General features: G+C 73.7%; 12 protein-coding genes. 7 read left to right on the forward strand and 5 right to left on the reverse strand.

Features of this window, described 5'->3' with window-relative positions:
- Nucleotides 1–20 precede the first annotated feature (20 nt).
- A complete protein-coding gene (gene mfd / locus IE329_RS10545) occupies nucleotides 21–3,656 on the forward strand; it encodes a transcription-repair coupling factor (RefSeq protein ID WP_190210586.1) in 3,636 nt (1,211 codons plus the stop codon).
- Between the two features lie 75 nt (nucleotides 3,657–3,731).
- Here mfd and IE329_RS10550 read toward each other — a convergent pair whose 3' ends face one another.
- Complete coding sequence (locus IE329_RS10550; RefSeq protein ID WP_190210587.1) at nucleotides 3,732–4,058, reverse strand: rhodanese-like domain-containing protein; 327 nt, start codon at nucleotides 4,056–4,058, stop codon at nucleotides 3,732–3,734.
- Nucleotides 4,059–4,095: 37 nt separating this feature from the next.
- Between IE329_RS10550 and IE329_RS10555 the strand changes: the two genes are divergently transcribed.
- Nucleotides 4,096–4,710, forward strand: a complete 615-nt coding sequence (locus IE329_RS10555; RefSeq protein ID WP_190210588.1) for a TetR/AcrR family transcriptional regulator — start codon at nucleotides 4,096–4,098, stop codon at nucleotides 4,708–4,710.
- 33 nt (nucleotides 4,711–4,743) lie between these two features.
- On the opposite strand, the gene IE329_RS10560 is transcribed toward IE329_RS10555, so the two are convergent.
- Complete coding sequence (locus IE329_RS10560) at nucleotides 4,744–4,944, reverse strand: DUF397 domain-containing protein (protein WP_190210589.1); 201 nt, start codon at nucleotides 4,942–4,944, stop codon at nucleotides 4,744–4,746.
- An 11-nt stretch (nucleotides 4,945–4,955) separates the two neighbouring features.
- On the reverse strand, nucleotides 4,956–5,807 hold the full coding sequence (locus IE329_RS10565) for a helix-turn-helix domain-containing protein (RefSeq protein WP_190210590.1): 852 nt from the start codon (nucleotides 5,805–5,807) through the stop codon (nucleotides 4,956–4,958).
- Between the two features lie 228 nt (nucleotides 5,808–6,035).
- Between IE329_RS10565 and IE329_RS10570 the strand changes: the two genes are divergently transcribed.
- The 4 genes from IE329_RS10570 (at nucleotide 6,036) to IE329_RS10585 (ending at nucleotide 8,761) form a co-directional block, all read left to right on the forward strand.
- Complete coding sequence (locus tag IE329_RS10570; RefSeq protein WP_190210591.1) at nucleotides 6,036–6,473, forward strand: ATP-binding protein; 438 nt, start codon at nucleotides 6,036–6,038, stop codon at nucleotides 6,471–6,473.
- Nucleotides 6,474–6,574: 101 nt separating this feature from the next.
- On the forward strand, nucleotides 6,575–7,021 hold the full coding sequence (locus tag IE329_RS10575; RefSeq protein WP_190210592.1) for a MarR family winged helix-turn-helix transcriptional regulator: 447 nt from the start codon (nucleotides 6,575–6,577) through the stop codon (nucleotides 7,019–7,021).
- 94 nt (nucleotides 7,022–7,115) lie between these two features.
- Complete coding sequence (locus tag IE329_RS10580) at nucleotides 7,116–7,913, forward strand: formylglycine-generating enzyme family protein (protein WP_190210593.1); 798 nt, start codon at nucleotides 7,116–7,118, stop codon at nucleotides 7,911–7,913.
- A 35-nt stretch (nucleotides 7,914–7,948) separates the two neighbouring features.
- Nucleotides 7,949–8,761 carry a DUF5984 family protein gene (locus IE329_RS10585; RefSeq protein ID WP_229927334.1) on the forward strand — a complete coding sequence of 271 codons (813 nt, stop codon included), beginning with the start codon at nucleotides 7,949–7,951 and terminating at the stop codon, nucleotides 8,759–8,761.
- On the opposite strand, the gene IE329_RS42010 is transcribed toward IE329_RS10585, so the two are convergent.
- Both IE329_RS42010 and IE329_RS10595 read right to left on the reverse strand, forming a co-directional pair.
- The gene (locus tag IE329_RS42010; RefSeq protein ID WP_373311146.1) at nucleotides 8,751–9,926 is read right to left on the reverse strand and encodes an eCIS core domain-containing protein; all 1,176 of its coding nucleotides are present in this window, start codon (nucleotides 9,924–9,926) and stop codon (nucleotides 8,751–8,753) included. The two genes, IE329_RS10585 and IE329_RS42010, sit on opposite strands and share 11 nt — an antisense overlap.
- Before the next feature lie 390 nt (nucleotides 9,927–10,316).
- Complete coding sequence (locus tag IE329_RS10595; protein WP_190210595.1) at nucleotides 10,317–10,937, reverse strand: DUF4352 domain-containing protein; 621 nt, start codon at nucleotides 10,935–10,937, stop codon at nucleotides 10,317–10,319.
- 222 nt (nucleotides 10,938–11,159) lie between these two features.
- Here IE329_RS10595 and IE329_RS10600 point away from each other — a divergent pair, with 222 nt between their 5' ends.
- On the forward strand, nucleotides 11,160–13,367 hold the full coding sequence (locus tag IE329_RS10600) for an N-6 DNA methylase (protein WP_190210596.1): 2,208 nt from the start codon (nucleotides 11,160–11,162) through the stop codon (nucleotides 13,365–13,367).
- The last annotated feature ends 142 nt before the right edge of the window (nucleotides 13,368–13,509 follow it).

Here is a 13,509-nt window from a genome sequence, read left to right on the forward strand (position 1 = left end):
GGACGAAGAAGAGACTCCTCATGAGCCTGACCGGACTGCTCGATGTCGTCGCGCGGGACGCCGCCCTCGCGGAGGCGATCGAGGCCGCCACCGCCACCGGCGCCTCGGCGGGCGCCCGCCAGCACCTCGACCTGGTCGGCCCGCCCGCCGCCCGGCCGTTCGCCGTCGCCGCCCTGGCCCGCGCCCTGGCCGCCCGCGCCGACGGGGAGCGCGGCCGCCCGGTGCTGGCGGTGACCGCGACCGGCCGGGAGGCCGAGGACCTCGCCGCCTCGCTGCGCTCGCTGCTGCCCGCCGACGCCGTCGCCGAGTTCCCCGCCTGGGAGACCCTGCCGCACGAGCGCCTCTCGCCGCGCTCGGACACCGTCGGCCGCCGCCTCGCGGTGCTGCGCCGGATCGTCCACCCGCGGGCGGACGGGGACCTCGCGGCCGGGCCGGTCCAGGTGATCGTGGCACCCGTCCGTTCGGTGCTGCAGCCGCAGGTGAAGGGCCTGGCCGAGCTGGAGCCGGTGGCGCTGCTGCGGGGCCAGTCGCACGACCTGGACGCGGTCGCCCGGGGGCTCGCGGCCGCCGCCTACTCCCGGGTCGAACTGGTCGAGAAGCGCGGTGAGTTCGCCGTCCGCGGCGGCATCCTGGACGTCTTCCCGCCGACCGAGGAACACCCGCTGCGGGTGGAGTTCTGGGGCGACGAGATCGAGGAGATCCGCTACTTCAAGGTCGCCGACCAGCGCTCGCTGGAGATCGCTGCGCACGGCCTGTGGGCGCCGCCTTGCCGCGAGCTGCTGCTGACCGACGCCGTCCGGGCCCGGGCCGCCGAACTGGCCGAGGCCCACCCGGAGCTGCGCGAGATCCTCGACAAGATCGCCCAGGGCATCGCGGTCGAGGGCATGGAGTCGCTGGCGCCCGTCCTGGTGGACGACATGGAGCTGCTGCTGGACGTCCTGCCGGCCGGCAGCGTCACGGTGGTCTGCGACCCCGAGCGGGTCCGCACCCGGGCCGCCGACCTGGTGGCCACCAGTCAGGAGTTCCTGCACGCCTCCTGGGTGGCCGCCGCCTCCGGCGGGGACCGCCCGATCGACGTCGAGGCGATCGACGTCTCGGCCGCCTCGCTCTGGTCGCTGGCCGACGTCCGCGAGCACGCGGCGGGCATCGGCCTGCCCTGGTGGTCGGTCAGCCCGTTCGCCACCAGCGACTCCTCGGTCAGTTCGGTGCTCGAGTTCGACACGAACACCTTGACCCTCGGCATGCACGCGGTGGAGGCCTACCGGGGCGACACCGCCCGCGCGATCGCCGACGCCAAGGAGCGGCTGGCCGCCGACTGGCGGGTCGTCATGGTGACCGAGGGCCACGGCCCGGCCTCCCGGCTCGCCGAGGTGCTCGGCAACGAGGGCATCCCGGCCCGCCTGGTTGCCGACCTCGCCGAGGCGCCCACCCGGGACGTCGTCCACGTCTCCTGCGGATCGATCGAGCACGGCTTCGTCGACGAGGCGCTCAAGCTCACCGTCATCACCGAGACCGACCTGTCCGGCCAGAAGTCCTCCACCAAGGACATGCGCCGGATGCCCTCGCGCCGCCGCAACGCGATCGACCCGCTGGCGCTGGCCGCGGGCGACTACGTCGTCCACGAGGCGCACGGCGTCGGCAAGTACGTCGAGATGGTGCAGCGCACCGTCCAGGGCGCGACCCGCGAGTACCTGGTGCTGGAGTACGCCCCCGCCAAGCGCGGCCACCCCGGCGACCGGCTGTTCGTGCCCACCGACCAGCTCGACCAGGTCACCAAGTACGTCGGCGGCGAGGCCCCCACCCTGCACCGGCTCGGCGGTGCGGACTGGGCGAAGACCAAGCAGAAGGCCAAGAAGGCCGTCCGCGAGATCGCCGGCGACCTGATCAAGCTCTACTCGGCGCGGATGGCGGCCCCCGGCCACACCTTCGGCCCGGACACCCCTTGGCAGCGCGAGCTGGAGGACGCCTTCCCGTACGCGGAGACGCCCGACCAGTTGACCACCATCGCCGAGGTCAAGTCGGACATGGAGAAGTCCGTCCCGATGGACCGGCTGATCTGCGGCGACGTCGGCTACGGCAAGACCGAGATCGCCGTGCGGGCCGCCTTCAAGGCCGTCCAGGACGGCAAGCAGGTGGCGGTGCTGGTGCCCACCACCCTGCTGGTCCAGCAGCACTTCTCGACCTTCGCCGAGCGGTACGCGAACTTCCCCGTCACGGTGAAGGCGCTGTCGCGGTTCCAGAGCGACTCCGAGGCGAAGGCCGTCCTGGAGGGCCTGTTCGCGGGCTCGGTGGACGTCGTGATCGGCACCCACCGGCTGTTCTCCTCCGAGACCAGGTTCAAGGACCTCGGCCTGGTGATCGTCGACGAGGAGCAGCGTTTCGGCGTCGAGCACAAGGAGCAGCTGAAGAAGCTGCGCGCCAACGTGGACGTGCTGACCATGTCCGCCACCCCGATCCCGCGCACCCTGGAGATGGCCGTCACCGGCATCCGGGAGATGTCCACCATCACCACCCCGCCGGAGGAGCGCCACCCGGTGCTGACCTTCGTCGGCCCGTACGACGAGAAGCAGATCTCGGCCGCGATCCGGCGTGAACTCCTGCGCGAGGGCCAGGTGTTCTACATCCACAACCGGGTCGAGTCGATCGACAAGGCGGCCGCCCGGATCAAGGAGCTGGTCCCCGAGGCGCGGGTCGCCACCGCCCACGGGCAGATGGGCGAGAACCTGCTGGAGAAGGTCGTCGTCGACTTCTGGGAGAAGGAGTTCGACGTCCTGGTGGCCACCACCATCGTCGAGTCCGGCATCGACATCTCCAACGCCAACACCCTGATCGTGGAGCGCGGCGACACCTTCGGCCTGTCCCAGCTGCACCAGCTGCGCGGCCGGGTCGGCCGTGGCCGCGAGCGCGGCTACGCCTACATGCTGTACCCGCCGGAGAAGCCGCTCACCGAGACCGCCCACGAGCGGCTCGCCACCATCGCCCAGCACACCGAGATGGGCGCCGGCATGTACGTCGCCATGAAGGACCTGGAGATCCGCGGCGCCGGCAACCTGCTCGGCGGCGAGCAGTCCGGCCACATCGCCGGGGTCGGCTTCGACCTCTACATGCGGATGGTCGGCGAGGCCGTCGCCGAGTTCCGCGACTCGCTGGCCAACGGCGGTGCGGCGCCGGAGGAGGAGCCGCTCGACGTCAAGATCGAGCTGCCCGTCGACGCCCACGTCCCGCACGACTACGCCCCCGGCGAGCGGCTGCGGCTGCAGGCCTACCGCTCGATCGCGGCGGTCAACTCCGAGGACGACATCGTCCAGGTACGCGAGGAACTCACCGACCGCTACGGCAAGTTGCCCGAGGCCGTGGAGAACCTGCTGCTGGTCGCCGCACTGCGGCTGTACGCGCGGCGCTGCGGGATCAGCGACATCACCCTCCAGGGCGCCAACGTCCGGTTCGGCCCGGTCGACCTGCGCGAGTCCCAGGAGCTGCGCCTTAACCGCCTCTACCCGCGCAGCCAGGTGAAGGCCACCGCCCAGCAGATCCTGGTGCCCCGCCCGTCCACCGGCCGGATCGGCGGCAAGCCGCTGGTCGGCCGCGAACTCCTGACCTGGTGCAGCGAGTTCCTGTCCACGATGTTCGACGACCTGGCGGGCGGCAAGCGCTGACGGATGCCTTCCCGGTCCGCCGGCCCCCGTGTCCAGGGGCCGGCGGACCGGCCGGGCGGTCAGGCGGTCGGGCGGTCAGGCGGACTCGGTGGGGAGGCCGGCCTCGGCCCAGTCCTGGATGCCCTCGCGGTACTTGCGGACGTTGGTCCAGCCCAGCGCGGTGAGCCGGTCGGCCACCTGCCCGCTGTTGGGGCACGCCGGGTTCGAGCAGTAGGTGACGATCGCGGCGTCCCGGTCGGGGAGCAGGGCGGGCGCGCGGGTGTCGACCTCGGCCAGGACCAGCGGGAGGGCGCCCGGCAGGTGCTGCTGCTCGTAGTAGGCGCCGCCGAGGGTGTCGAGCACGGTCACGGTGCCGGCCTCGATCGCCGCCGCCAGTTCGTCACGGGTGATGAGTGCGGTCATGCCACTGCCTCCAAGGGAATCGGACTACAGTCCTCTTATGGCTCACGACAGTAACGGACCGCAGTCCGCTTCGGCAATCCCCCTGGAACTGCTCCGCACGCCACCGCCCAAGGAGCGCGCGGACGCGGCCCGCAACCGGGTCGCGGTGCTGGAGGCGGCGGCCCGGCTGTTCGCCGAGCACGGCGTCGAGGCGGTCTCGATGGATCAGGTGGCCGCCGCCGCCGGCGTCGGCAAGGGGACGCTGTTCCGCCGCTTCGGCGACAAGTCGGGACTGGCGGCCGCCCTGCTCGACGCCCGCGAACGGGTGCTCCAGGAGGAGATCCTGAGCGGCCCGCCCCCGCTGGGCCCCGGCGCCCCGGCCGGCGAACGCTTGGCCGCCTTCCTGGACGCCTACTTCGACTACCTGCTGGAGCATCTGGCCCTGGTCCGGATGTCGGAGACCGCCACCCCCGGGGCCCGGTACCGCATCGGCGCCTACCGCTTCTGGCACCGCCACGTGGCGATCATGCTCCCCGGCGCCCCCGACCCCGAGCACACTGCCCACGCCCTGCTCGCCGCCCTGGCCGCCGACCACGTCGCGGCGCTCCTGCCGGAACTCGGCGAACAGCGGATGCGGGCCGGCCTGCTCCGCCTCGCCCGCGCGGCGATGTGACGGCCGGCGGGGACGGCCCCGCGCCGTCCGGCCTCAGGCGTCGGCGAGGTGGTCGAACTCGCCGGCCTTGACGCCCAGGATGAAGGCGCGGAGCTTGGCGGGGGTGGTGGTGACGACGACGTCGGGGTCGTCGCCCTCGCGGATCAGGACGGCGCCGCCCTGCACGGCCAGTTCTATGCAGTCGGCGCCGTCGCCGCCGCCTGAGTAGGACGACTTCTGCCAACTGCTGGACACGGCGGTTCCTTTCACAGGTCCCTGGCGAGACGGTGGATGAAGTCGCGTGTGTCGGCGACCCCGAGAGACGCGCTCTCCACCTTGGCATACAGGGTCCGGTAGCGGCCGAGTTGGGCCTCCGCATCCATGAAGACCCCTGTGAGCGGGGTGTCCACCTGGACCGTGTCGAGCTGGGGAACCGGTCCGCCGAGGTAGAGCATCGACACGCCTGGCCCCGCGAACTGGCCTGCAGTGAAAGGGATCACTCGAATGCTGATGGTCGGATGGCTGGAGAGTTCAAGGAGGAATCGGAGCTGCTCGCGCGCGGTGGCCGCGCCGCCGACCGTCATGCGGAGGGCCGCTTCGTGGATGACCGCCTCGATGAGCGGTGGCCGTTCGCGGTCCAACACGATCCGGCGCTGCACGCGATGGGACACGCGGGCTTCCAGATCCTCGGGCGGCAGCGGAGGTGGGTAGTAGTCGAACACCGCTCTGGCGTGTCGCTCGGTCTGCATGATGCCCGGGATCTCGACCACCTTGATCGTGCGCATGGTGGTGGCGTGGAACTCCAGCTCCGACAGGTCGAGGAAGTTACGGGGAAGCGTAGTTCGGTACTCCTCCCACCATCCCCGGATGCGTTCTGTCGCCATCGTCACCAGCGCGTCGATGAGGGCTTCGTCCTCGCAGGCGTAGTGGGATGCAAGCCGCCGCACACGCTCGGCACTGGCGCCGACGCGCCCGGCCTCCATGTTGGACATCTGCGCCTGGTCCGTTCCGAGCAGCTCGGCTGCCGCACGGGCCGTCAGGCCGGCACGTTCGCGAAGCTTTCGCAGCTCCGCTCCCAGACGCTCATGGCGGGCGGTGGGGTTGACCCTCGGTGGCACGCGTCTCCTCTTTTCGACCCGTCACGAGTCTGTCGCACGGGCCCCGGGCCGAGCCAGACACGTTCGGGTGAAAGGCCGCCACAACCTTGTTCCGTAAAAACCTTGTGCCCTACGTTGAGTATCGCACCGATTGCGGAGCGCAATGTCCGTCGTGCGGAAGTGCACCGCCCCGCCCGTCCGCGTGGTGCGGCACCGCCACCGCCCGACCCACCCCGTTGGAGGCCACCCATGACCGTCGACAGCGTCCCGGACCACGTCGAACCCTTCTGGTTCCCCCACTCCTGCACGATCCTGCTGCCGGCCGCCGCCATCGCGCCCAAGATCTGCCGGGACTTCGTCACCACCGTGCTGGGCCTCATCGGGTTCGGGTACCTCGCCGAGCGGGCCGCGCTGTGCACCTCGGAGCTGGTCACCAACGCCCACCGGTACGCGGGCGGGCTGGTGCATCTCCAGTTCACGGCCGACCGGACGCGGGTCCGGGTCTCGGTATACGACAGCGGTCCGGAGCGTCCGAGGCTCCGCCTCGCCACGGACGACCAGGTCGGCGGCCGGGGGCTCGGGCTGGTCGACGCGGTGGCCGACGACTGGGGGATCACCGACTCGCGGTCCGGGCTGCCCAGCAAGGGGGTCTGGTTCGAGCTGCACACGCTGCGCGCGGTGGCGTAGCCGGGCCGGCCGCCGGCCAAGTGGCTTGACCTCAAGTCGACTTCACCTCCTAGCGTGATCCCCGTACGAGCCCGCCGAACCACGCAGGGAAGGGCAGCACCATGGAACTCACCGACGAACAGCTCGCCGGCCAGCCCGTCGGGTACTGGACGGGCGAGGCGCACGCCGCCGTGATCGCCTTCATCAACGCCGAGCAGGGCAGGCTCGGTGTCACCCAGCGGCACTGGATGACCCTGAACCGGCTGGCGATCGTCGACGGCGGCCTCACCCGGGAGGGCCTGGCCGAGGCGCTGGGCCGGTACATGACGCCGCAGATCGGCGACGTGTCCACGTACGGAGTGGTCCTGGACGACCTGGTGGACCGTGGCTGGATCACCCCCGGCCCCGACGGCCGGCTGACCCTCACCGAGGCCGGCCACGCCGGCCGGGCCCGGCTGCTGGCGATCGCCCCCGGCGTCCGCGACCGGATCCACGAGGGCATCCCGGACGAGGAGTACGTCCTCGCGCTCAAGGTGCTCCGCCGCATGATCGCCAATGTGAGCGGATAGCGCCGGACGGGCCTTCGTCCGGTGCTCGCGGGCCCGGCCGGCGCCGGGGCCGCCCGTGCGGGGCGTGTCGGACCCCGGTGCGAGACTTCCGCCCATGAACCTCGCCGACCTGAGCCTCGACCGATGGCGGTCCACCGACCTCGTCACCGCCCGTGGCGTCGCCCGGCGGGCGGCGGACCGCGCGGGCGGGAGGGTGAGCGCGGTGGAGACCGTCGAGCACCTCGGTGCCCCGCTGCACCAGGTCCGGATCGAGCGGGCCGGGCAGGAGTTCGCCCTGGTGCCCGGCGGTACGGTCACCCTGGGGTTCGACCTGGACGCCTGGCAGCCGACACCGGGGCAGCTGGCGGACTATCAGGAGAGCCTGGAGCAGGGCTTCGGCTACGGCCAGGACCTGCGGGCCCATCTCGCCCAAGTGCTCTCGCCGCGCCGGACGGTCACCCTGGCCGCTGTGCTGATGGCGGTGGAGGACGAGAACCTGACCGAACCGCCCGCCGACATGCCCGCCGTGCTCGCGGAGCGCGGCCTGCGGATGCCGACCTCCGACGAGTGGGAGCACGCCTGCGGGGCCGGAGCGGGCACGCTGTTCCGGTGGGGCGACGAGTGCCCGCTCGACCGCACCCCCTACGAGGACGGCGACGGGCCCCAGCACCGGCCGAACGCCTTCGGCCTGCACATCGGGTACGACGTCTACCGCACCGAACTGAGCAGCGGCGTCGGCGCCGTCCACGGCGGGGACGGCGGCGAGTCGGTGTGCGGCGGCTACGGCACCCTGCTGGCCTGGCTGCCGCTGGCCACGGCCAACCACAACCCGTTCATGGCCGAGTTCGTCCACGGCCCGGACGGGGACGGCCTCTGCGAAGATTTCTCCACCCGTCCGGTCTTCGCCCTCTGAAGCGCGACGGCACCGGACACGAAGGGGGAGGGCCGTTGAGCGGCGGGCTGCGGTTCCGGTTCGAGCTACGGGCGTCGGAGGATGTCGGCCCGTGGGGCGGTGAGCACCACCGGACCCTGCACTGGTTCGCGCTGACCCAGGGCTGGTACTGGATCGAGGCGGGCGGCCAGGAGCTGCTGCGGTACTCGGAGTCCACCCTCCGGCGGTGGCGCGAGGAGACCGGCGGCGAAGTCCGCCCGTACGCGGACCACTTCGTGGTCCGGATCTGGGAGGACGTCCTGGAGATCCTGGCGGACGTGCTGGAGCCGGTGCCGTCGGACCTGCTCGCGTTCGTGTCGGGCGACCTCTCCGGCCATCCGCTCCGGGACGAGGAGGACCTCACCCCGGAGGCCGAGGCGGCCGCCGACTGGCACGGGCGCCGGTCGATGTACACGGGCCCGCTGGTCAACGCCCCGCAGATGCGCTGGTGGCGGACGGTCGACGAGGCCGGGGACCGGATCACTCTCGACTGGACGCACGAGCCCGGCCACCGGATCGGGTTCGCCGCGTCGCCGGCCGGCCGTCTCGCCCTGCCGGTCGAGGACTTCCTGTCCGCCGTCACCGAGTTGGACGGCGCGTTGCTCGCGGCGATGGAGCGGCGGGTCACGGCGCTGGAGGCGTCCGGTCCGCCGGCCGGTGTCGAGCTGGACCTGGCACAGCTCCGCCGTGAGCACCGGGACCGGGCGGGCCGGCTGGAGCGGGCCCGTACCCGGACCCCGGTCACCGACTGGGCCGCCGTACGGGCCGGGGCCCGGGAGTTCCTCGCGGCGGGCCCGGCCCGTTCTGACCGGACGGACTCTAAGACGTAGCCGGCGGCTCGGGGGGTGGTGCTTCCGTGTTCGTGGCCCTCGGCCGCTTGATCTGCTTGGCGGCGACGACCGCCAGATTGACGAGGCGGGCGGCCTCGATGAGACCGGCGTAGAGGTTTCGCATCGCGGTTTCGGTGTCCGTGACCCAGGTGCTGAACTCGCGTTGTGTCCTGGCGCTCGACCCCAGCTCGGTGGACTTGTTGCCCTGGGCAGTGGTGTCCTTGATGGTGGCGATGAGCCCGTCACTGTACCCGCGGAGCACGCCGAGCCCCGCGTAGTTGCGGTTCTGGCAGGTGGAGATCGCGGTGGCCACGTTTGTGCAGAAGGCCGAGTAGGACTGGGAGTTGGCGTCGCCGTCGGGGCCCTTGGCCGCACCCTGCATCGCGGAGCGGAACCTTGCGTTGTCGCGCAGGTCGGCGGCGGTCCCGATCAGGTCCGTCAGGCCGTTCAACGAGGTCTGAGCCGTCTGCCGGGTCGTTTCGGCGTTCGCCAGGGTCGCCGCGTCGGCGCCGTAGCTGTCGAGATGGGCGAACTCCAATTCGAGGGCCCGCGTGAGACCCCTGTGCATTCTCTGGACAAGGGCGTTGAGGGCGTTGAAGATGTGCTCGCCCTGCTTGGAGGCCCCGCCGGTCGAGCTGCCTTCGCCGTTGTCCTTGGCACGCTGGAGGGTTCCGGCGGCGCCCGACCGCCGGGACGGTGCCCGTTCCGCGCGCTGGACGGGGGCCGCGCCCGACATCGCCCGGGTGGCGTTCGCCTCGGCCTCGCGCTCGAACCGGTCCGACGGGTCGCTGACGCGCAGCCCGGAGCCGTTGTCGCTGCCGGCGACCGGCCCCTGGCGTTGCTGGATCACGTGCGTGAGTTCGTGGGCCAGGGTGTGGGAGTCGCCGCCCCCTTCGCCGATGACGATGTGGTTGCCGGAGGTGTAGGCCCGGGCGCCGACCTCGGCCGCGGAGGCCTTGGCGGCGCTGTCGGTGTGCACCCGGACCTCGGAGAAGTCGGCGCCGAGCCGGGACTCCATCTCCTGCCGCCGGGATGCGGCCAGGGCTTGGCCGGGGGCACGCAGCACGTCGTGCACGGCGGAGCGCTGGAGCGAGGGTTGCTCCGCCTGGTCGTGGCCGCAGCCGGCGGCGTGCTGGTGCTGGGCCCGCTGGACCAGCAGGCCCACCGCGCGGTTGCCGACGCTGCGTTGGAGGGCGAGGGCGGCCGGCCCGCTCGGCGGACCTCCTTCGGCCCCGGAATTGTCCGTGACTGCGCGTCGCGCCGGGACGGGGCTCCGCTTCGGCTCGGGGATCTTCCCATGGTCGGCGGTGTGCATGGCGGCCTGAGGCCTCTCTCTGGCGGGACTGCGGGAACCTTCTACAGGTACCCGCTCCGGCCCCTGGCCCGGAACGGCCTGGCGGGCAGCGACGGACGGCCGAAGGGGCACTCCTGCGGCGGGGGTTACGGCCCCGGGGCCGGGCGTGGCGGGGCCGGCCGGGACGGTCCGCCGGGCCGGAGGCCCGCTTCCGGGGCTCTCCCTCCGACCGCGGCGACTTCCCTCCTCGCCGGTCGACGGTCAGCCGATCTTCCACTGGCCGGTCTGGTCGGCGAAGCCGGCGTCCAGGCCGAACTGGATCTTGTCGAGCTTGGCGTCCTTCGGGACCTCGAAGGTGATGAAGCCCTTGCCCGTCTCGCCGGGGGCGATGTTGGTGGGGGTCTGGAAGCTGGGCCCGGCGGTGGTGTCGGTGAAGCTCGGGCCGTAGGACTGGCCCTGGGTGTCGACCACCTTCGCGGCGCCGAGCGGGGCGTCGCTGTAGGCCTTGGTGCCGGTGGCCTTGATCTGGAACTGGACGGCCACCCAGCGCTTGCCGTCGGCGGGCTTGAGGTACTCGTCGCCGCTCTCGGCGTTGTCGACCACCTTCACCGCCGTGACGTCGGCGGTGTTGCTCTTCTCCATGCCCTTGAGCGCGATGGTGTCGCCGACCTTGGCGGCCGCGGGGGCCTTGGCCGCGCCCTGGTCGGCCGGCTTGCCGCTGTCGGCGGGCTTCGCGCCGTCGGCGGCCGGGGCGGCGGCCGTCTGCTGGGGGGTGGTCGAGACGGAGGCGCCCGAGGTGCAGGCGGTGGCGCTCAGGGTGACCAGTGCGGCGCCGAGCAGGAGGGCGGCGGAGCGGCGGCGGGCGACGGCGGTGAACGACATGGCGGGCTCTCCCGGTCGGTGAGGTGGGCGCCCCCCTGCGGCGGTTGCCGCTGGAGGCGATGGACAGATCACACCATCCGCTGTGAACAATGTCAACGCCAATACAAGAAACCTCTCTGTTCACGTGTGAACAGGTCGGAGTGTTCACGCTGGCTATGCTGTGTCGTCACACGGGTCACGACGGGCCCGGGGCCGTACCCCTGAAGCCGCGAAGGAGCCCCCATGCCGGACCGCCCCGAGGTGACCGCGGTCGAGATCGCCCGGCTGGCCGGCGTGGGCCGGGCTGCCGTCAGCAACTGGCGCCGGCGCCACCCGGACTTCCCGCAGCCGGTCGGCGGCACCGACGCCAGCCCGGCCTTCGCCCTGGCGGAGGTCGAGAGCTGGCTGCGGAGCCAGGGCAAGATCGCCGAACTGCCCGTCCTGGAACGCGCCTGGCGGCAGCTGGAGACCCTGCGCGACCCGGCCGGCCACCCGGCCGCCCCCCTCGTGCCGGCCGGGGCCTTCCTCCTCCTGCTGCACCGCGAGCCCGAGGCCTGGCCCGCCCTCGCCGCGGAGCCCGACACCCGCCTCGCCACCGCCCTGCCGCGGGCCCTGGCCCAGGCCGCCGCCCGGGCCCTCGGCACCGACGGCGCCGCCCGGCTGGGCCTGCCCTCCCTCCTCGGCAGCACCTACCTGGACCTCGTCCGGCTGCTGGCCGAACTCGCCCGGCCCGCAGCCGCACCGGCGGGCCCGGCGGCAGGTCCGACGGCAGGTCCGGCAGCCGACGTCCCCGCCGGCCCGGCCGCCGCGTTCGAGCGCCTGCTCACCCGGCACGCCGAGGCCAACACCCGCCAGCTCAGCCCCACCCCGCCGGAGGCGGCCGGCCTGCTGGCCGCCGTCGCCGGGCCGGCCCTCACCGTCCACGGCGCCACCGCCCTCGACCCGGCCGCCGGACTCGGCGCCGTCCTGCTCGCCCTGCCGTCCGCCGCCTCCCGGTACGGGCAGGACCTCGACCCGGTGGTGGCCGCCCTGGCGCTGCTGCGGCTCGCCCTGCACACCCCGGCCGCCGACCCCGGCCCGCTCCCGCTGGACCTGCGGGCCGGTGACTCGCTGCGCGCCGACGCGCACCCGGGCCTCACCGTGGACGCGGTGCTCTGCCAGCCCCCGTACAACGAACGCGACTGGGGGCACGACGAGCTCCAGTACGACTCCCGCTGGCCCGCCGGGCAGCTGCCCCCGCGCGGCGAGTCCGAACTCGCCTGGGTGCTGCACTGCCTGGCGCACACCCGGCCCGGCGGCCTGGCGGCCCTGCTGCTGCCGCCCACCGTCGCCTCCCGGCGGGCCGGCCGCCGGGTCCGCGCCGAGCTGCTGCGCTCCGGCGCGCTGCGCGCCGTGATCGCCCTGCCGGCCGGCGCCGCCCCGCCGTACGGGGTGCCGCTGCACCTGTGGGTGCTGCGCCGCCCGGCGCCCGGCGACGACTTCCGCCAGGTGCTGCTGCTCGACGCGGCCCCGCCGCAGGCCGCCGGCGAGGGCGGCCGCGACCGGGTCGACTGGCCCGAGCTGCGGGCCACCGTGACGGCTTCCTGGCAGGCCTTCGACGAAGCCGCCGCCACCGGCGGGCCGGTGCCCGCCGACCGGCCCGGCACCCACCGGGTGATGGCCGCGATCGACCTGCTCGACGACGAGACCGACCTCTCGCCCGCCCGGCACGTCCCGCCCGCCGCCCCGGCCGGTGACGCCCCCGCCCTCGCCCACCTGCGCGGGCGGCTGACCGAACTGCTGGCCGGGCTCGCCGGCCCGGATGCCGCCCTGCCCGAGGCCGGCCCCGCCCGGCAGCCCGGCCGGCCGCCGGCCGTCGTCACCGTCGGCGAGCTGGTCCGGAGCGGCGCGCTGGAGGTCGTCTCCTCCGGACCGGGCGCGCCCGCCCGGCCGGCCGGCCACGGCGCCGAAGGCGTCCCGCTGCTGACGGACCAGGACCTGATCACCGGCAACCCGCCCGCCGCCGTCACCGGCCCCGGCGACCCCGGCGCCCCGGACGCCCCCGTCCTCACCCGGGCCGGTGACGTCCTGGTGCCCGCCCTCGGCGGCGGCGTCGCCCGGGTCGTGCTGCCCGGCGGCCCGCTGGACGGCGTCGCGCTCGGCCGTCAGCTGCACCTGCTGCGGCCCGACCCGGCGCTGATCGACCCCGAGTTCCTGGCGGGCCAGCTGCGCTCCACCGCGCTCACCCGCCGCGCCGCCAGCCACGCCTCGACCACCGCCCGGCTGGACATCCGGCGGGTCGAGCTGCCGAGGCTCCCCCCGGAGCGGCAGCGCGTCCTCGGTGCGGCCTTCGCCCGGGTCGCCGCCTTCGACACCGCGCTGCACCGGGCGGCGGCCCTCGGCCGCACCCTCGCGCAGGGCCTGACGGACGGTCTGGCGGACGGCACGCTGGAGCTGCCGCCCGGGGAGTAGCGGGGGAGCGGCGGGGAGCGGCGGCCGTCCCGGGGGACCGGCCGGCGCCGGCGGCGGTGCCGGAACCCCACCGGCGTGCCGGCCCGGGGGGTAGCGTGTGCGGGGGCTCGCACCCACCCCGTGAACCGCCGTCACCACCGTT

The organism is Kitasatospora indigofera, assembly GCF_014655955.1.
GTDB lineage: Bacteria > Actinomycetota > Actinomycetes > Streptomycetales > Streptomycetaceae > Kitasatospora > Kitasatospora indigofera.